Consider the following 18,227-nt stretch of genomic DNA (forward strand, 5'->3'; position numbering starts at 1 on the left):
CGCCCCGCGCCTCGCCGCTGCCGACTGCCAGCGGCCGGCCGCGCAGGGTCGGATCGTCCCGCTGCTCGACGGAGGCGTAGAACGCGTCCATATCGATGTGGATGATGCGCCGGACGGGCGGGTCCGGGCGCTGCGACGTGCTGTCGTCTGCCATGGCCTGCCCAGTGTTGCGGAAGCACATGAACAAAACAAGATCGGAGATACGGTAATGTCGGACGATCCCATCGCGAACGCCCGTATGGCCGCAGGATATCAGGTCGTGTCGTCACGCGTGGCCTACAGCAATCCCTGGACCGCCCTGCGCGAGGACATCCTCATTCGCCCCGACGGCAAGCAGGGCCTGTACGGCGTGGTCGAGCGCGGCGAATTCGTCGTGATCCTGCCGCTGGGCGATGGCCCCGACGGCCCGACGATCACCCTCGTGCGGCAGTTCCGCTATCCGGTCGGCGAGACATTGTGGGAACTGCCGATGGGCATGTGGGAAAGCCGCCCGGATGCGACGCCCGAGCAGGTCGCCGCCGGTGAACTCCGGGAAGAAACCGGATTCTCCGCGGCCGAGATGCGTCATGCAGGCAGCATGTTCCAGGGTGCTGGCTATTCCAACCAGAAGGGCCACGTCTACGTCGCGACCGGCCTTGTCGCAGGCGCACCCGAACGCGAGTCGACCGAAGCCGACATGACCTGCCGGACCATGCCCGTGCGCGAATTCGAAGCGATGATTGCGCGCGGCGAAATCGTCTGCATGGTCAGCCTTGCCGCATATGCACTGGCCAAGTCACGCGGCTTGGTGTGATGATCGCAGGCGGTTGTTGAGGAGACGATTTCCGGCATGGGACAGATCATCCTGCTGATCGGAGGCGCCCGCTCGGGCAAGAGCCGCCATGCCGAGGCCCTCATCCAGGCCCAGCCCGCGCCCTGGCGCTACCTCGCCACCAGCCGTGCCTGGGACGACGACACGCGCGCCCGTATCGATGCGCACCGCGCGCGGCGTCACACCAACTGGCTGACGATCGAGGCCCAGACCGATCTCGCAACACCCCTGCTCCGGGAATCCGACCGTCCGGCACTTGTGGACTGCGTGACGTTCTGGCTGCTCAATCTCCTGACCGACGGCCGCGATATCGAGGCCGAGACGGAAGGTCTGATCAGCGCCCTGCACGCTCGTTCCGGAATGAGCGTGCTGGTGGCTCATGAGATCGGCATGGGCCTCGAGCCCGATGATCGCTTCGAACGCCGCTATCGTGACGAGGCCGGCATCCTGCACCAGACACTGGCAAAGATCGCGGAACAGGTGACGCTGGTCGTGGCGGGCCATGCGGTCGACCTCAAGAAGCCGGCCTGAGCACTGCCTGCGCCACACGTCGCGCATCGCGCGAAAAAAGCACAGTGCCGCTTATCGGGGCGTCCGTGTCCGTCCCAATGAGCGGACATCGCGCATTCGAACGGCAGGCTGTCGTTTTGTGAAGACATCCGCAGAACCGACATGCCGGTTGAGGACGGATCGCGCCACACATAGCCTTTGCCGATGCCTGCCATGTCCTGCGTGGCTTCTTTCTCGCTATCCCTGCAGACCGCGTCCCGCGATTTGGGAAGGTTCATCGCAACCGGATGGGCCGCACGAATGACGGCGCTCGGTATCGCCTTCCTATCTCGCAAGGCGCCCACAGGAAGTGAGACAACGCGCGCCCTGCCGTTTTGCAGCCGCGCTACACTCCCATTCCCTATCGTCCACTGCCGGCCCAGGGCGCCGCAGCCGTCGTTCCGTCCTGACCCGCCTCGCCCTTGACCGGCAGCCGGCTGGCATTCACCGATCGCGCCGCACGCTGACTGCCGGCCCGCATGCGACCGTCGTTCAGGACGACCATCATGTGGTCGTGGCACCACTCCGCAAGGAACACGTCCGCGATCCGCTCCACACCTGCTTCCCGCAGCTCCTCCTGCACCCATGCTTCGGTGAAGCCCGATTCGTGCAACTCGTTCTTCAGGATCGCACCGCGGAAGACCATGAACCGTGACGGGTTCATCCCCGTCTCGCGGATCACGCTCAGATGCCCCGTCGGCTCCAGCTGGGCGAAGCTGACGCCCTCGAAGCTGAAAATGCCCTGCATGCGCAAGGCCGTTGCCAGATCGTCGATGTCGAGCCGGGTGCGGTGCGCCTCGAAGGATTCGATGACGAAGCGTCCGTTCTCGATGATCGGGATCGGCCGCCCGATGGAAGCCGCGCGCAGCCGGACCCGATGGCGCGCGAGATAATTCACGACGGCCAGCACCAGGATGCAGATCAGCAGAAGCGCCAGAAACTGCAGGAACGTGACGTCGCGGTTGTAGAGAACACCGCCGATCACGCCACCGAGAATGAAATTGCCTACCAGATCGATCGCCGTCATCTGCGCGATCTGGTTCCGGCCGGTGACATTGAGATAGGCTACGACGATGACGACGCCGGTCAGAACCTTCGCTACCGTATCCGCATAGAATGCCAGCATCGTGGTCCTGCCGCCTCCGCCGGTAACGGCGCGAACAGCAGGCCCGTCATCCCGATCGTTCACAACAAGCCTGCCGACGACAGGAAGATCCGGCCTGTTTCATAAACATGCCGAGAGGTAGCTCCGGTTTTCCGGATGGGTCGAATGTCGACGTGATGTCGACCTCCGAAAAACCCTTCCCGCGCGGGGTGACGGGGGCCGGGAAGGCCCCCGCTGTTTCAGTGCACGCCCACTTCCGCGTCGTTGTCGGCCCGGTCCACGTCCGGGATGACGTGATCCGGATCGAGACGCACGCGCGTGACCTTCGGGCCGCCGGGGAACGTCAGCGTTGCCGTCTTCTGGCGCATCCATGTCTCGGTCGGAATTCGGGTATCGGCATGTGTTCCGTCCGAGAATTCCCGTCGCAGGACGACCGGCAGCGGCAGCGACCCCCTGTTTTCGACATGCACCACAAGCCCGTGCGACGGATCGCCATCGACATATGATGTGCCTGCGATTGCATAATTCGGCGACCAGTTCCGGAAATACCAGCCACGCCAGAACCACGAGAGATCCTCGCCGCCCTCGCTCTCCATGATCCGGAAGAAATCCGACGGCCCCGGGTGCTTGAACGCCCAGACCGCGATATAGCGCCGGAACGCCGCATCGAAGCGGTCGGGACCGAGGATCTGCTCGCGCAGCAGCTTCAGCCCGTAGGCGCTCTTGAAGTAGGTCACGGAGTGCCGGTAGCGCTCGGACACCAGATCGGCCGGCGTCATGAGCGTCGGTGCATTCGCATCCGTCAGGATCGGCACGATGTCATCCGCCGGGACACCGGTTTTCGGTGCGAATTCCGAATCCTGCTTGGGTGCGAATTCACCATGGTTGAAGTGATCGGACGCATAGGCGTCGATGAAGGTGTTGAACCCTTCGTCCATCCAGGCGCGGCGGCGCTCGTCGGTGCCGACGATCATCGGGAACCAGCCGTGGCCGAGCTCATGCGTCGTGATCCAGAACAGTTCCGGATCGCGGTCGGACCAGCCGTCGAACACGATCCCCGGGTATTCCATCCCCGCACCGTATCCGCCGAGATTGATCGCATTCGGCCACGGATAGACGAACCACATGGACGAGAAATACTCGATCGCATGCTTCACATAGGTCGTGGACCGATCCCAGCCATGGGCGCCGATCCCCTCGACCGGATAGACCGACATTGCAAGGCGCGGCTGTTTCGGACGGCCGGGGCCCGGGCTCTCGTCCGGCAGGTCGATATGCGCCGCATCCCAGACGAAGGCAGGCGAGGCCGCGAACGAGACGTCGCGCGTGTTCGCCATGTGGAAATGCCATGTCTTCGTACCGGAAGACGCCGCATGGCTGTGCGGGTCGGTCACGTCGGCGGGCGTGCGGATCATCACCCGCGTCTCCGAACGTCCGGCCTGCGCCAGCCGCGCGCGCTCGGCCGCGGTCAGCACGTCGTTCGGGTTCGTCAGCGCACCGGAACCCGCGACGGTGTAGTTCCACGGCACCTCGACGCTGTAGTCGAAGTCGCCATAGTCGAGGAAGAACTCCTGTCCGAGATAGGGCAGCGTGTTCCAGCCGCGCCGGTCGTCATAGACCTCCATGCGCGGATACCATTGCGCGATCTCGTAGATCGGACCGTTCTTCGTATCGGACACCGCTGTCCGGCCGCCCCATGTGCCCGGCACGGTATAGTGCCAGGAAATCCGCACTGCGACGCGCCCCTTGGGCGGCAGCGGGCGCGCCAGCCGGAGCTGCATCCGCGTGTCGGAGACGAGCGGCGTCACGGCCGCGCCATCGACGGCCGCGTGCTCGATGACGACGCCATCCGTATGGACGCTGGTCATGCCGGGATGGCTGCCGTGCGACTCATGGGCAGCCGAGGCCGCGCGGGAATCGGGGCGATAGATGTTCTGGTCGAGCTGGATCCACAGCACGTCCAGCGTATCGGGGCTGTTGTTGGTGTACGTAATGGTCTCGGACCCGGACAGGACATGGGTCGCGGGGTCGATACGGGCTGCGATGCTGTAGTCCGCGCGGTTCTGCCAGTACGCAGGGCCGGGCAGGCCGCTGCCGGCGCGATAGGCATTCTCCGGCTGCGGATAGGCCAGCGGCGCGAAGATGTCGGCAGCCATGGGCGCGGCCCCACCTGCGGATGTTCCAGCCCCCTTCACCCGGGCTTCGTCTGTCGGGCTCCCGGCCGTCTGCGCCCACGCGGGTACACTCGATGCCAGAATGCCCGCAAGCGCCGTTCCGAATAATGCGCCGGCCTTCATGCCCTGCATGCAAACCACCTTTCTCTTGTCGATCCACGTCAGATCGCATCCCCAGCCCATGAGCCGGGGATGCCTGTTGCGCGAACATTCCACTAAAGCATCGGATTTCAAAGGCCATGCGGCCCGTTTGCGGAACCGGGGCCGCCTCGCATGGAGTGCGAGACGGCGTCCGGATCAGTCGCTCAGCGGGGTCGCACGCATGCGGATCGCCTGTTCGATCACCTCGACCAGCGCGTCGCCGTTATACGGTTTGGCGAGCTTGTAGGTGAACGGCTGCCCGTCAGGCACACTGCCGACATCGCCGCTGGCGAAGACCACGGCCATGCCGGTATAGGCCACGCGGGCATGGGCGGCGAGATCCGGCCCGGACACGCCACGCAAATTGATGTCGGTCACCAGCACGTCGATCGGGCGGGCATCGAAGGCCATCATCGCCTCGTTCGCGTTGGCCGCCTCCACCACGGTGTAGCCCTGGTCGGACAGGACTTCAGCCGTGCATGTCCGGATCAACTCGTCATCCTCGACCAGAAGAACCGTGCAGCCTCGGGACGCGGACGCCTCGTCGGCCATCGGAGACGGTCGGACGGGATCGACTGTCAGAGCCTTGTCTTCGGCCAGGCCCGGCAATCCCGGCAGCATGGACGCAAGGCCAGGCCGTTCGGAGAGAAGGTTCGCCCGATGGTTCTGGTTGGCGAGCACATGCCGGATCTTGCGGGCCAGGGCCTCGCGCGAATAGGGCTTGGACAGCAGGTCGACGCCCGCATCCAGCCGCCCGCCATGAACGATCGAGTTTTCGGTATAGCCGGACGTATAGAGCACGGTGAGGTTCGGCAGCCGTTCCCGTGCCTTGCGGGCGAGTTCCGGGCTTTTCATCGTGCCCGGCATCACGACGTCGGTGAACAGCAGGTCGATGGGAATGCCGCTCTCGATCACCGCAAGCGCGTTCTGTGCATCCGTCGCCTTCAGCACCCCGTAGCCGAGTTCGGCCAGCATCTCCACGACCGTCGCGCGCACGGCCTCATCGTCCTCGACGACCAGGACGGTCTCGCTGCCGCCGATGATCGGGCCAGCCTCGACCGAGACTTCCCGGTCCTCGGACTGAAGCGCGCGAGGCAGATAGAGCTTGATCGTCGTGCCGTGACCCAGCTCGGAGTAGATCTTCACATGGCCGCCGGACTGCTTGACGAAGCCGTAGACCATCGACAGCCCGAGCCCGGAACCCTTGCCCTCCTCCTTGGTGGAGAAGAAGGGCTCGAACACGCGCTCGAGCACCTCGTGCGACATGCCGCAGCCCGTGTCGGACACGGCCAGCATCACGTATTGCCCCGGCTCCACCTCGTGATGGATGCGGGCATAGGTATCGTCGAGATGGACGTTCGCCAGTTCGATCGTGAGCCTGCCGATGCCGTCCATCGCATCGCGCGCATTGATCGCGAGGTTGAGCAGCGCATTCTCGATCTGCGCCGGGTCGATGAAGGTGTTCCACAGGCCGCCGCTGTAGACCGTCTCGATCTCGATCCCCTCGCCGATGGCGCGGCGCAGGATCTCGTCCATGCCGAGCACGAAGCGCGTGACGTTGACGACCTTCGGCTCCAGCGGCTGGCGCCGGCCGAAGGCAAGCAGCTGCGAGGCCAGCTTCGCCCCGCGATCGACCGCCGTCATGGCCGCCGCCACGCGGCGCTCGCACCGTTCCAGACCCGCGGCATCCCGGCTGATCAGCTGCAGGTTGCCCGAAATCACCTGAAGCAGGTTGTTGAAGTCATGCGCGACACCGCCGGTCAGCTTGCCGATGGTCTCCATCTTCTGCGCCTGCGCAAGCAGCGTCTCGGCCTGGCGGCGCTCTTCGATCTCGGCGATCACGCGCGCTTCCAGCGTCTCGTTGAGCTGGCGGAGCTGGTCCTCGGCGCGCTGACGGTGCCGCACCTGCCGCGCCAGATAATCGGCCTGCTCGTGCAGGGATGCTTCCGCGTTGCGCTGATGGGTGATGTCGGTATGCACGCCGATCCATTCGACGATCTCGCCCGTGTCGTCCGTCACCGGAACGGCGCGGACCGAAAACGTCCGATACACGCCGTCATAGCGCCGCACACGATGCTCGATCGCATAGGGCTCGGAACGCCGGATGGCTTCGGTCCAGCCCGCGACGCTCACCGCGCGGTCGTCGGGATGCACCGCATCCGCCCAGCCGAGGCCCGAGAACTGAATGCGCGTCTGGCCCGTCAGCCGCGTCCAGCCCGGCTGCTCGCCCGACATGTTGCCGCGAACGTCGGCGACCCAGAGCAATCCGTCCAGGGCATCGACCGCCGCCTGAAACCGGCGGGTGCTGATCTCCAGAGCCTGACGGCGGGAGACACGATCCTGCACGTCGAGCACGAGCACATGAAAGCCCGCCACCGAACCGTCATCGGCGATGCGCGGCATGTAGCGCAGCTCCATGATCCGGTGGACGCCGTCCGCCAGCATGACTTCGGTATCGCAATGCACGGCTTCGCCCGCCAGCGCACGCGCGATCAGCGGGAGGCGCGCCTGATACTGGCTCTCGCCCAGAAGATCGCGGATATGACGGCCGATGATCGTATCGATCGGGCGCCCGAAGGCACCCTCGTAGTATCGATTGACGAAGCGGAAGATCAGGTCGCGATCGACATAACCCACCATCAGCGGCAGGGCATCGGTGATCGTCCGCAGCTCCGCCTCGCTGCGGGCCAGCGCACGCTCGGCACTGGTGCGCCCGGTCGTGTCGAGGATCGTGCACATGACGCCCGCAATCGCGCCGCCGGGCTCGCGGATCGCGGTATAGACCAGGTCGAACGTCATGTGTTCGTCGCTGCCGTTGCGACGCACGACCATCGGGTGGTCCCGATAGAACACCGTCTCGTCTTGACATGCCGCGGCCAGCACGCCCGCGGTAAAATCAGTCAGCTCCGGCCAGACGTCCGATAGCCGCGCGCCCATCGCCGCCGGGTGCCGCGCGCCCAGGATCTCCGTGTAGGCGTCGTTGTAGAGCAGCCGGTGTTCCGGCCCCCACATCAGCACCTTCGGCACCGGCGAATGCACGATATTGCTGATGGTCGTCCGCAACGCTTCCGACCACCCGCTCACCGGACCGAACAGCGAATCCGACCAGTCCCGGTTGCGGATCAGCGCCCCGCAGACGCCGCCACCGATCGGCCATGCGCCGTCCCAGGGGGCACCTTCGGCTTCCGCATGCAGGGCGCGGAGAGCCTCGCGAAGCAGACGGTCCGCTTCCCCGGCCGGCCCTGCGGACGCACGGGCGCTCAGCAGGGTCTCGATCTCGGCGGCAAGCCGCGTGTCGGAACCGGTTTCACTGATCATCGTGTCAGGTTCCCGCGCGTGACCACCCATGTCAATCATTCCGGGCCGCCGGCGCGAGTCCGCGAGGCCCCGTTCATGGTTGCAGGACGTCCTGCAGCGGCGGCAGATAGTTCTCGAGCTTCACGCGCAGCGGCATCAGATAGGCACTGTCCCCGCGTTCCCGCACAACGCGCAGGACATCCTGCGCGAAGGCGATGTTCGCCTCTATCGTCGGTTCGAAATCGCCGGGGAACACGACGCGGTTGGCCCGCTCCCAGTAGGCGCGCGATTTCGGCCCGATCACGGGCGAGAGCCCCCAGAACACCGTCTCGTCCCGCAGCCACGACATGCATATGTCGAGCATCGCCCGGTCGAACAGAGGCTGCGTGAAGAACCCGCACGCGCCCGCGTCGCGCTTGCGCGCGATCTCGGACAGCTCGTGCTGGGGGGCGCGCCGGTAGGGATCGAACGCGGCATAAACCGCGAGATGCGGCAATTCACGCCGATAGCGCCCGATGATGTCGGTCGCGGTGTTGGGCCAGACACGCTGCGCCGGATCGGCCGGCGGATCGCCCGCCACCACCAGCACTTCGCGCAGATCGGGATCGTCGGCGCCGGGCAGCGGCGCGCCCGGCGCGATGTCGATCGCGCGGATGTGGGGAATGACGTCCGCAAAGCCTTCGCCACGCAGCAACGCGGCCGCATCCCATGCGCGCAGGGGAAAGCGCGTGAGATCGGGCACGTTCAGCAGGGACGCACCGGGCATCAGCGTGCGCACGGCCGCCGCGTCCTCGCGCAGGCGCGCCTCGTCGCGCGGAACCAGCTCGACCGAAATGCGTGTCATGAGGCGCTCTCCGAACGGAGATCGTCCAGCAGCCCGGAGCGATCGAGGCCCGCGCCGAGCTGTGCCGCGTGCAAGGTATTGTGCAGGAGGCAGGCGATCGTCATCGGGCCGACGCCACCCGGAACCGGCGTGATGTGTCCTGCGATCGGATAGGCCGCATCGAAATCGACATCGCCTGCGAGGCGCGTCTTGCCGTCAGCCGCCGGCACCCGCGTGATGCCCACGTCGATGATGGTCGCACCCGGCCGGATCCAGTCGCCCTGCACCAGGGCGCGGCGCCCTGTCGCCACCACCAGGATGTCACCCTCGCGCGCCAGCCCCTTCGGATCGCGCGTGTCGATATGCGCGATCGAGACCGTGCAGTTCTCGGCCAGCAGAAGCTGCCCCATCGGCTTGCCGACGAGGTTCGATGCCCCGATCACGACCGCATGCTTGCCGCGCATGTCGGCATGGACCGACCGCAGGAGCAGCAGGCAGCCCAGCGGCGTGCAGGGCACGATCCCGGGAATGCCGAGCGCCAGACGCCCTGCATTGACCTCGCCCAGCCCGTCGACGTCCTTTTCGGGTGCGATCGCATTCGTCACGCGCACGGGATCGATCTGCTTCGGCAGCGGAAGCTGCACGAGAATGCCATGGATCGCCGGATCGGCGTTCAGGCGCGCGACCAGATCAAGCAGTTCGGCCTCGCCCGTCGTTTCGGGCAGCATGTGCATGAACGAGCGCATGCCTGCGCGATGGGTCTGCAGCGCCTTGTTGCGCACATAGACCTCGCTTGCCGGATCGTTGCCGACGAGAACGACCGCAAGACCCGGGGTCGCGCCGGTTTCCGCGTGAAACGCGCGGACGCCTTCGGCCACACGTGCCGTCAGGGTTTTTGCGATCGCACGTCCGTCGATGATCTTCGGATCGGAGGTCCCGGGCTTGGGGATCTTGGAATCCGGGCTGGTCGTCGTCATCTGGCCTTCCAGTGGCGCCGGGGCATGCGGCGTGCGAGGATCGGGGCAACGTCATCGGCCGAAAGCGGGTACCTGGAACAGTATCCGGGCCATCCGATCGAACGAAAAGGGAAACGTGCGTTGAGTGGCGCAATACGCAAGAACTTTGCAAGTGACAACACATCGCCTGTCTGCCCCGAGGTCATGGCAGCCCTGGCACGCGCCAACGAGGGCGATGCGATGTCCTATGGCAACGACCCGCTGACGAAAGCGCTCAGCGCCCGATTGTCGGACGTGTTCGAGGCCCCGGTCGCGGCCTATCCGGTCGCAACCGGCACCGCCGCCAACAGCCTGACCCTCTCGGCCCTGACCCCGCCCTTCGGTGCCGTTCTGTGCGACGAGAGCGCGCATATCGCAACGGATGAAGGCGGCGCGCCCGAGTTCTTCACCCACGGTGCCAAACTGCTGACCCTGTCCTCGGCGGATGGCCGCATGGATCCCGATGCCGTCTCGCGCGCGCTGACGGACAATGCCCATGGCGGAATCCATACGAGCCCGATCCGTGCGTTGAGCCTGACGCAGGCAACCGAGTGGGGGACGGTATATCCGCTCGATCATCTTCGCGCCCTGACACAGACCGCGCATGATGCGGATGTGCCGGTTCATCTCGATGGCGCGCGCCTGTCCAATGCCATCGTCCACCTCGGATGCTCGCCCGCCGACGTGACATGGCGCGCCGGCGTGGATGTGATGACGCTCGGCGGCACCAAGAACGGTGCCATGGCGGCGGAAGCCATCGTGTTCTTCCACAACGGCCGCGCACGGGCGCATGAGGCGGATTTCCTGCGCCGCATCAAGCGATCGGGCCATCTGTGGTCCAAGCAGCGCTATGTCGCGGCCCAGATGCTGGCGCTTTACGAGGGCGATCTATGGCGGCACAACGCGACCGCCGCCAACGAGACGGCGTCGCTCCTGGCCACGGGGCTCGCCAAGCGCTCGGGCGTCTTGCTGCCGTTCGAGACCCAGAGCAACGAGGTGTTCGCCGTCCTGCCGGAAACGCGCGTCGAGGCGCTCGAAGCCGCCGGATACGTGTTCTATCGGTGGCCCACGCCACCGGGGGTCGATGGCATCCTGATCCGCCTTGTCACCTGTTTCGCAACGACAAAGAACGATGTCGCGGCCCTGCTCGACGCCGTCTGACGGCGCGATCACGCCCCGGACGATTGGTCTTGCGCCGCTGGCACGCAACCTAGAAGTTACATGCCAGCGACGGAGCAGCAAGATGTCCGGTATCCAGCGTCGTGTGGACCGGTTTCCGAATACCACCAGCCAATAGCTGCGCTGGCTCTTATCGCCCGTCGCCCTGCTGATCCCGTCGATCTACCGGCCCCTGGGCGTGTGGATGTATGGCCATCATAACCCTCCGGGACGGCCGGACTGCATGGCGTTCTGCGCACTCCTCATCCTCGCCGATAGCGTCTGGTCGCACCCGACCGCTAGCCGATCCTGACGCCAGAGCACACGTCCGGTCCCTGAAGCGGATCCCGCTTGCGCTGCGTATCGGTGCCCTCGCAGCCTCGTCGGTCTGTCTCGGCTGGTCGACGGCCACGTCCGGTCATCATGATCCGCGCCTGACCATCATCGGGGCTGTGGCCTACGCTTCTTCGTCCTGACGGAAGTCGTCTACGTTCTTTATCCCGGCGAGTGGCTGATCCCGAATTATCGCGACGGGCCGATGGCCCATTTCAGCGCCCGCATGCTTCATACGGGCTTCAAGGTTGCGATGATGCTCGGCCTGACGCTGACCGTGATTGCACTGTTCGCAACCGCACATCGCCACCATGCTGGCGCCCGGCGCCCTCTCGATCGCGGCCCTGACGCCTGCCTTCATCTATCGCCGACTGGATCGTGCGGCGGAAATCTGATCCGCCGCACGTCCTGACGGTTGCGCGTCAGTTGCTGTCGCCGCCACCGTTGTCGCCATTGCCGTTGTCATCGCCCTGATCCTGACCCGCGGGTGCGACCGCGATAAACAGCACCTGGTTGTCACGCAGGATCCGCAGGAGCGCCGGGCGGTTCTTGCCCATCGCCGCCTTGACGGCCGTGACCGCAGCTGCCGGTGTCTCGACCGGACGATCGCCGACCGCCGCGATCACGTCACCTGCATGCAGTCCGGCCTGCTCGGCCGGCGAGCCGGGTGCGACCTCGCTCACCACGGCGCCGCGCACGCTGTCATCGAGGCCAAGCTGCTGGCGGATGTCCGGCGTCAGCGGCGCGAGGGACACGCCGAGACGGCCGGGGCTCTGGCTGCTGTCGTCGTGATCGCCCATGGCCGGCTTGCCGTCATGCCCGTTGCCGTTACCGATGGTCAGGTTGACGCTCTGCGGCTTCGCATTGCGCAGGATACCCAGCGAGACCTGCGAGCCCGGCGCCATCGAGACAACGCGCACGGCCAGATCGTGCGGGTCCTTCACGCGGCTGCCATTGAGCGTCGTAATGACGTCGCCGGTCTTGAGTCCGGCCTTGGCGGCGGGAGAATTGCGTTCCACGCTGGCGACCAGAGCGCCTTCGGCCGGTGCTCCCGGCTCGCCCTGCGGCAGGTTCAGCGCCTGCGCCATGTTCGGCGTGATCGCCTGGCTCAGCACGCCGATATAGCCGCGTGTGACGTGACCGGTCTTGCGGAGCTGATCGACGACATTGCGCACCGTATCGGACGGGATCGCGAACCCAATGCCGATCGAACCACCCGACGGCTCCAGCATGGCGGCGTTCACGCCGATCACCTTGCCGTCCTGGCTCAGCAGCGGACCGCCCGAGTTGCCGTGATTGATCGGCGCATCGATCTGGATGAAGTCGTCATACTGGCCGAGATTGATGTTGCGGTCGCGTGCCGAGACGATACCCGCCGTTACGGTTCCGCCGAGGCCGTACGGATTGCCGATCGCGACCACCCATTCGCCGGGTTCGACGTTGTTGCTCTCGCCGAGCTGCACGAACGGCATGGTCCCGTTCGGCTTGACCTTCAGCAGCGCAAGATCGGTCTTCTCGTCGCGGCCGACGATCTTCGCCGGCAGCGTGGTTCCGTCGTCCAGCGTCGCGCTGACGCGTGTCGCGCCCTTGATGACGTGGTTGTTGGTGACGATGTAGCCGTCGTTCGAGATCAGGAAGCCCGAGCCGCGCGCCTCGACGGTCCGCTTCTGCTGCTGTTGCGGCATCATCTGGAACGGGAACGGAAACGGGAACGGCATCTGCTGCTGGCCGCCGCCGCCTTCTTCCTGTTCCGCAACGTCAGCACGGATATGCGAGGTGATCGAGACGACGGCCGGCTTCACCTGCTTCACCAGATTAACGAAGTTGGGCAGCGTCTGCAGCTGGGTCGTCGGCTGAATGGCACCCGCGGGCGCACTGGCGGCGCGGGCGGCGGGCGAGAGCCCCGAGGCGAGCAGGAGAGCTGCCGCCAGCGCCGGAGCTGCACGACGAAGCGAGAAAGACACGTCAGGCATGATATTCCCAAAAACCAGCAATGTTGGGTCCGCCATCCGGCGGACGTCAGGCATATTATCTAGCCGGAATGTCGCCATCAGCGATCATACGGCAGAGTGAAACTTGCGTAACGCACAAGGCCTCCTGCCGTTCAGCCGGGGCGCCCCTGTCGCAACCCTTTGAAAAAGCCCCGCAGAAGGGCCGCGCTCTCCCGCTCCCGCACACCGCCGATCACCTCTGGACGATGCAGGCAGCCCGGGCGTTCGAACACGCGCGGCCCATGATCCACACCGCCGCCCTTCGGATCGTATGCACCGAATATCACGCGGCCTACGCGGAAATGGACCATGGCCGCCGCACACATCGGACACGGCTCCAGCGTGACCACCACCGTGCAATCCGCAAGGCGCGGCGACCCCAGACGGCTTGCGGCCGTGCGCATTGCCAGCAGCTCGGCATGCGCGCTCGCATCCGATGCGCACTCGACCTCATTACCCTGCACGGCCAGCACGTCGCCATCCGGCCCCAGCACGACGGCGCCCACCGGCACCTCCCCGCGCGCTGCCGCTTCCTCCGCCGCTGCCAATGCACGGGCCATGGCCTCGAATTCCTTCACGCGCCCCTCACTGCGCTGCCGGAAAAACGGCAATCGGATGTTCGACGATCGCAGGCCATGCGCCGGGGCCGCCACCGATCGTGACACGCACCAGATCAGGCGTCCCGTCACCCGCGCGCCAGCGATCGACCCAGCCCGCGCCGGGGCGAAAATACCGCAACGACAGGGAGGAGGCCGGTGTCAGCACGACAGCATTGCGGATCGGCTCCGTGCCCGACTGGCGCAGGCCCGGCGGTCTTGCCTGCCAGCGCAGGACGAGCCGCGCCTGATTTTCGATCCCGAGCGCCAGAATGACCGCCGTCATGCGCCCGGTCTGCGCGTCCGGCAGCATGCCCGCGCAGACCAGATGCTGCTCGTCGCCCTGACAATCCGGATTGTCCGGCGCCAGATTGCGGATCGCAAGGCGCAGCACGCGTTCGGCCGTACCACGGGCCTCGAGCGTCTGCGCCGTCGTCGCCACGCGATGCCAGCCGCGCACGCCGATGCGCAGGCCGCTCCAGAGGGCCGCCATCAACATGCCCACGATCACGAGAACCACGAGAATCTCGATCAGCGTGAACCCCGCCTGACGGCGCATCAGCCGCCACCCGTATAGGGCCCGATTCGGCGTCCGCTGAGATGGGCGAGTTCCGCATCGCCGTGCCGCACGGAGACATCGAGCGCCAACAGCGCCCCGCCCGCGGCACTCGGCTCGGGGCCCTGCAGGACGGGCGAGACGCGGGCGGTCCAGTGGAACCCGTCAGAATCCCCTTCCTGCATGCCGGACTGCGGCACGACGGCCCCTTCGAGTGCCGCCAGATGCGACTGCGCGACCGACAGTGCGCGCGCATGCAGGGCCGCCCGGCCCGCGCCGCCAAGTCCGGTGCCGACCGCGCCGAGCAGGACCGCAAGGGCGATGCCCGCGATCGCCAGCGCCACGAGCGCTTCCAGCAGGGTGAAGCCCGCGCTGCTGCTGTGTTCGATCCGCCGTTCCGGACAGACGCGTATCGCGGGTCGTGCATGTGCCGACGGCGCAATGCGGCATGAAGCCCCCGATGACGCGGCTCCGGACCGGACCGAAGCCAGACCTCCGCGCGACGCCGGCCCTGTGGGAACGCACTCGTCGAAGCGGCCATATCCCGGCGCTGCGGTGCCGGCAGCCTGATCGCCGCTGATCGCGTGTGCCGACGCGCGCTGCACGGGGCTGGTCGTGGGGCCAATCATGAGACTGATCACTGGGCCAGATCGTTCAGGCCGATCATGGCCAACAGCAGCGCCGAGACGATGCCCGCCACCAGCGCGCCCATGACGATCGTGATTCCCGGCACCAGCAGCGCCGTCAGCCGCTGCAGCAGGACGCGCACGCGCTCCTCATGGATCTCGGCCGCGCGCAACGCGAGCGGCCCGAGCTGCGCCGTCTCCTCGCCCAGCGCCAGCAAATCGGTCATCCGCTTGGGAAACAGTCCGGCCGAGGCCAGTGGCCGCGCCAGTCCGCCGCCCTGGCGGGCCTGCAGGGCCGCGGCATCCAGCGCGGCCACGCCCGCCGCATTTCCCAGAACGTCACGCGCGATCCCCAGTGCCGGGATCAGTGCCACGCCGCTGCAGAGCAGCGTGCCCAGCGTGCGGCACAGCCGGGCCGCCATCGCCTCGCGCGAGACGCCGCCTACGATCGGAAGGCGCAGGCGAAATCCGTCGGCCCAGAGCCTGACGGATTGCACCCGCAGGGCCGCGCGGGCTGCCACGCCGAGCATGATCGCCGCCAGCACGGCCAGCAGCCCATAGCGGCCGACCCAGTCTCCCGCCGCGATCACGATCCGGGTCGGCAACGGCAGGACCGCGCCATTCTCCGCAAACAGCGGCGTGAACTGCGGCAGGATTTCCGTGAGCAGCATGACGATCGCGCCGATGGACGCCACCATCAGCACGCCGGGATAGATCATCGCGGTGCGAAGGCTGGCGCTCTGCCGCGCCTCGCGCTCAAGAAAGGCGGCAAGATCGGCCAGAACGGCCGGCAGTGTGCCCGACGCCTCGCCGGCCCGGACCAGGCCGATCTGCAGGCGCGAGAATCCGCGCCCCGTTTCCGTCATCGCATCGGCAAGCGACCGCCCGTCCCGCACCCGGTCCCGCAGACGGCCGAGCAGGACGCGCGCCGCCGGCCGGCTGGCCGATTCCGCGACATAGCGCAGTGACCGGTCGAGATCCTGCCCGGCACCCAGCATCAGCGAGAGCTCGCGCATCATCTCGACGACCTCGCCTCGACGCAGGCCGGGACCGCTCGAGACCGCAGGCATGTTCAGGGCCGTCATGAAGCGCGACGTCCGTACCGTATCGGCAGGCGTCACGGAGACCGGGAGCAGCCCCTCGCGCCGGATCCGCGCGATGACCGCCGCCTCGTCCGCCAGATCGAACGCGCCCATTCGCTGCGCGCCATCGGGTGCCAGCGCCACATAGCGATAGAGCGTCATGACGGATCAGCCATCGCTGCGCAGGACGCGCAGCACTTCGGCCGTCGTCGTCTCGCCGTCGAGCGCTGCCGCGAGCCCCGCGCGCAGCATCGGCACCATGCCCTCCGCCTCGGCCGCCTGCGCGATCACGGCACCATCGGCATGCGTGCTGATGAGATGGGCAATCCCGGCTGACGGCTTGAGGAATTCGGCGACCGCCAGACGCCCCGCATAGCCCGTCCCGCGACAGGCCGGACAGCCGCACGCGCGCCACAGGCCCTGCCCGGGACCGGGCTTGAGGCCGAATGCCTCGATCAGCGCTGGCGCGTCAGGTTCCGGCTGGCGGCACTCGTGGCAGAGCCTGCGCACGAGACGCTGGGCCAGCACGCCGCGCAGGACGGTGGCGATAAGATAGTCCTCGAGGCCCATGTCGCGCAGGCGGGCGATCGTGGCGGCGGCCGAGTTCGTATGCAGCGTGGACAGCACGAGATGACCGGTCAGTGCCGCCTGCACCGCGATCTGCGCGGTTTCCAGATCGCGGATTTCGCCCACCATGATGACATCGGGGTCCTGACGCAGGATCGCACGCAGACAATGGGCGAAGTCGAGCCCGATCTGCGGTTTGACCTGCATCTGGGCGATCCCGGCCAGCTGATATTCGACCGGATCCTCGATCGTGATGACCTTGAGATTCGTCGTGTTCAGGCCCGAAAGCCCGGTATAGAGCGTCGTCGTCTTGCCCGAGCCCGTCGGGCCCGTGACGAGCACGATGCCGTTGGCCAGGGAAAGGCTTTCGCGAAACTGCGTGATGATGTCGGGCGAAAGCCCGAGTGTCGCGTAATCGAAGCGCGTGGCGCTCCGGTCCAGCACGCGCAGCACCACCGTCTCGCCGTGGAGCGACGGTACGGTGGAGACGCGGAAATCCACGTCCTGCCCGCGCACGGCGAGCTGGATGCGTCCGTCCTGCGGCAGGCGGCGCTCGGCAATGTCCAGCCGGGCCATGATCTTGATGCGAGAGACGATGGCAGGTGCCAGACGCGCGGGATGCTCCGCGCCTTCATGCAGCACGCCGTCGTAACGATAGCGCACGCGCAACGCATCCTCGAACGGCTCGACATGGATGTCGGAGGCCCGCGTCTCGACGGCGCGCGCGATGAGCTGGTTGACCAGACGGATGACGGGCGCTTCGGAGGCAAGATCGCGCAGCCGGTCGGCATCCGCCTCATGTCCCGCCTCCCCGGCCCCGTCGGCATCGGGCTCGGCACCCGGCTCGATTTCGGGGTAGAGGCGCGCCAGTGCCGCATCGAGTTCGATAGGAACAGCCACGACCGGGCTGACGTCGGCCCCCGTTGCAAGCCGCACGGACTGATGGACGAAGCGATCGAGCGGATCGGCCATCGCAAGCCACAGCGTGTTGTCGCTCAACCTGAGCGGGAGCGCACGCGCATGCCGCAGGAACCGGGCATTCAGCCGTTCCGGCCAGACCGGTTCATCGATTGCCGCATAATCTTCGGGCCGTGCCAGAGGCGCATGCAGAAGGGCTGCATAGGCATCGGCGAGCGCGCGTTCGCCGACGAGACCCAGCTGCGCCAGGACACGCGGAAGGGTATTGCCGGTCTCTTCCGCCACGCGCCGCGCTCGGGCGAGGGTCCGGGCGTCGCAGTCGCCCCGGGCCAGCAGGATCTGGTCGAGAGCCTCGGGCTCGAAGGCATCGAGAAAGGGGGCGCGCGCATCCATGATGCCGACGATCGTATCAGCGCGCCGCGCCTCACGCCATCGCCCCGCGCGAGCCCCGTTCCACAACTCGGGATGCACCGCAGGCCCGGAACACCCCAGATCGCAACAACGC

At 66.8% G+C, this 18,227-nt stretch carries 16 protein-coding genes; 4 read left to right on the forward strand and 12 right to left on the reverse strand.

Annotated features, from left to right (window positions below; genetic code table 11):
- The coding region (locus B8446_RS02285; RefSeq protein ID WP_456316200.1) for a Y-family DNA polymerase at positions 1-154 on the reverse strand (154 nt) is incomplete at its 3' end.
- A 54-nt stretch (positions 155-208) separates the two neighbouring features.
- Between B8446_RS02285 and B8446_RS02290 the strand changes: the two genes are divergently transcribed.
- Both B8446_RS02290 and cobU read left to right on the forward strand, forming a co-directional pair.
- Positions 209-793, forward strand: a complete 585-nt coding sequence (locus B8446_RS02290; protein ID WP_048846826.1) for an NUDIX domain-containing protein — start codon at positions 209-211, stop codon at positions 791-793.
- 36 nt (positions 794-829) lie between these two features.
- Positions 830-1,342 carry a bifunctional adenosylcobinamide kinase/adenosylcobinamide-phosphate guanylyltransferase gene (gene cobU / locus B8446_RS02295; RefSeq protein ID WP_048846829.1) on the forward strand — a complete coding sequence of 171 codons (513 nt, stop codon included), beginning with the start codon at positions 830-832 and terminating at the stop codon, positions 1,340-1,342.
- Between the two features lie 379 nt (positions 1,343-1,721).
- Here cobU and B8446_RS02300 read toward each other — a convergent pair whose 3' ends face one another.
- The 5 genes from B8446_RS02300 to folD all read right to left on the reverse strand — a co-directional run bounded on the left by B8446_RS02300 (position 1,722) and on the right by folD (position 9,877).
- Positions 1,722-2,486 (reverse strand): DUF421 domain-containing protein, encoded by a 765-nt coding sequence (locus B8446_RS02300; RefSeq protein ID WP_048846831.1) that lies wholly within the window; start codon positions 2,484-2,486, stop codon positions 1,722-1,724.
- Between the two features lie 218 nt (positions 2,487-2,704).
- Entirely contained in the window at positions 2,705-4,621 is a 1,917-nt protein-coding gene (locus tag B8446_RS02305; protein ID WP_199484034.1) for a M1 family metallopeptidase, read from the reverse strand.
- A gap of 315 nt (positions 4,622-4,936) precedes the next feature.
- Positions 4,937-8,098 carry a PAS domain S-box protein gene (locus B8446_RS02310; protein WP_084712003.1) on the reverse strand — a complete coding sequence of 1,054 codons (3,162 nt, stop codon included), beginning with the start codon at positions 8,096-8,098 and terminating at the stop codon, positions 4,937-4,939.
- Between the two features lie 73 nt (positions 8,099-8,171).
- Entirely contained in the window at positions 8,172-8,921 is a 750-nt protein-coding gene (locus B8446_RS02315) for a methylenetetrahydrofolate reductase (RefSeq protein WP_048846832.1), read from the reverse strand.
- A complete protein-coding gene (folD, locus tag B8446_RS02320; protein WP_048846835.1) occupies positions 8,918-9,877 on the reverse strand; it encodes a bifunctional methylenetetrahydrofolate dehydrogenase/methenyltetrahydrofolate cyclohydrolase FolD in 960 nt (319 codons plus the stop codon). The genes B8446_RS02315 and folD overlap by 4 nt, the downstream gene beginning before the upstream one ends.
- Positions 9,878-9,997: 120 nt before the next feature.
- Between folD and B8446_RS02325 the strand changes: the two genes are divergently transcribed.
- Complete coding sequence (locus B8446_RS02325; protein ID WP_053053640.1) at positions 9,998-11,056, forward strand: threonine aldolase family protein; 1,059 nt, start codon at positions 9,998-10,000, stop codon at positions 11,054-11,056.
- Between the two features lie 535 nt (positions 11,057-11,591).
- Positions 11,592-11,798, forward strand: coding sequence for a hypothetical protein (locus B8446_RS02330; protein ID WP_048846837.1), 207 nt, complete (start codon positions 11,592-11,594; stop codon positions 11,796-11,798).
- A 10-nt stretch (positions 11,799-11,808) separates the two neighbouring features.
- On the opposite strand, the gene B8446_RS02335 is transcribed toward B8446_RS02330, so the two are convergent.
- The 6 genes from B8446_RS02335 to B8446_RS02360 form a co-directional block, all read right to left on the reverse strand.
- Positions 11,809-13,359 carry a trypsin-like peptidase domain-containing protein gene (locus B8446_RS02335; RefSeq protein ID WP_148505812.1) on the reverse strand — a complete coding sequence of 517 codons (1,551 nt, stop codon included), beginning with the start codon at positions 13,357-13,359 and terminating at the stop codon, positions 11,809-11,811.
- 131 nt (positions 13,360-13,490) lie between these two features.
- The gene (locus B8446_RS02340; protein WP_048846857.1) at positions 13,491-13,937 is read right to left on the reverse strand and encodes a nucleoside deaminase; all 447 of its coding nucleotides are present in this window, start codon (positions 13,935-13,937) and stop codon (positions 13,491-13,493) included.
- A 25-nt stretch (positions 13,938-13,962) separates the two neighbouring features.
- Entirely contained in the window at positions 13,963-14,532 is a 570-nt protein-coding gene (locus tag B8446_RS02345) for a type II secretion system protein (protein ID WP_048846839.1), read from the reverse strand.
- Complete coding sequence (locus B8446_RS02350) at positions 14,532-15,158, reverse strand: prepilin-type N-terminal cleavage/methylation domain-containing protein (protein WP_084712005.1); 627 nt, start codon at positions 15,156-15,158, stop codon at positions 14,532-14,534. Before B8446_RS02350 ends, B8446_RS02345 begins: the two co-directional genes overlap by 1 nt.
- Positions 15,159-15,166: 8 nt before the next feature.
- Entirely contained in the window at positions 15,167-16,399 is a 1,233-nt protein-coding gene (locus tag B8446_RS02355) for a type II secretion system F family protein (RefSeq protein ID WP_053053644.1), read from the reverse strand.
- Positions 16,400-16,405: 6 nt separating this feature from the next.
- On the reverse strand, positions 16,406-18,115 hold the full coding sequence (locus B8446_RS02360; RefSeq protein WP_199484033.1) for a GspE/PulE family protein: 1,710 nt from the start codon (positions 18,113-18,115) through the stop codon (positions 16,406-16,408).
- Positions 18,116-18,227 lie beyond the last annotated feature (112 nt).

Origin of the sequence: Tanticharoenia sakaeratensis NBRC 103193, assembly GCF_000963885.1 — a bacterium.
In the GTDB taxonomy this organism is placed as follows: Bacteria; Pseudomonadota; Alphaproteobacteria; order Acetobacterales; family Acetobacteraceae; genus Tanticharoenia; species Tanticharoenia sakaeratensis.

Bases quoted from the DNA above. Each gene is read 5' to 3' on its own strand.
- B8446_RS02345 (WP_048846839.1), bottom strand. From the start codon at position 14,532: ATGCGCCGTCAGGCGGGGTTCACGCTGATCGAGATTCTCGTGGTTCTC.
- B8446_RS02315 (WP_048846832.1), bottom strand. From the start codon at position 8,921: ATGACACGCATTTCGGTCGAGCTGGTTCCGCGCGACGAGGCGCGCCTG.
- B8446_RS02300 (WP_048846831.1), bottom strand. From the start codon at position 2,486: ATGCTGGCATTCTATGCGGATACGGTAGCGAAGGTTCTGACCGGCGTC.
- B8446_RS02305 (WP_199484034.1), bottom strand. From the start codon at position 4,621: ATGGCTGCCGACATCTTCGCGCCGCTGGCCTATCCGCAGCCGGAGAAT.
- B8446_RS02310 (WP_084712003.1), bottom strand. From the start codon at position 8,098: ATGATCAGTGAAACCGGTTCCGACACGCGGCTTGCCGCCGAGATCGAG.
- B8446_RS02330 (WP_048846837.1), top strand. From the start codon at position 11,592: ATGGCCCATTTCAGCGCCCGCATGCTTCATACGGGCTTCAAGGTTGCG.
- B8446_RS02355 (WP_053053644.1), bottom strand. From the start codon at position 16,399: ATGACGCTCTATCGCTATGTGGCGCTGGCACCCGATGGCGCGCAGCGA.
- B8446_RS02335 (WP_148505812.1), bottom strand. From the start codon at position 13,359: ATGCCTGACGTGTCTTTCTCGCTTCGTCGTGCAGCTCCGGCGCTGGCG.
- B8446_RS02340 (WP_048846857.1), bottom strand. From the start codon at position 13,937: ATGGCCCGTGCATTGGCAGCGGCGGAGGAAGCGGCAGCGCGCGGGGAG.
- B8446_RS02290 (WP_048846826.1), top strand. From the start codon at position 209: ATGTCGGACGATCCCATCGCGAACGCCCGTATGGCCGCAGGATATCAG.
- B8446_RS02350 (WP_084712005.1), bottom strand. From the start codon at position 15,158: ATGATTGGCCCCACGACCAGCCCCGTGCAGCGCGCGTCGGCACACGCG.
- folD (WP_048846835.1), bottom strand. From the start codon at position 9,877: ATGACGACGACCAGCCCGGATTCCAAGATCCCCAAGCCCGGGACCTCC.
- cobU (WP_048846829.1), top strand. From the start codon at position 830: ATGGGACAGATCATCCTGCTGATCGGAGGCGCCCGCTCGGGCAAGAGC.
- B8446_RS02360 (WP_199484033.1), bottom strand. From the start codon at position 18,115: ATGGATGCGCGCGCCCCCTTTCTCGATGCCTTCGAGCCCGAGGCTCTC.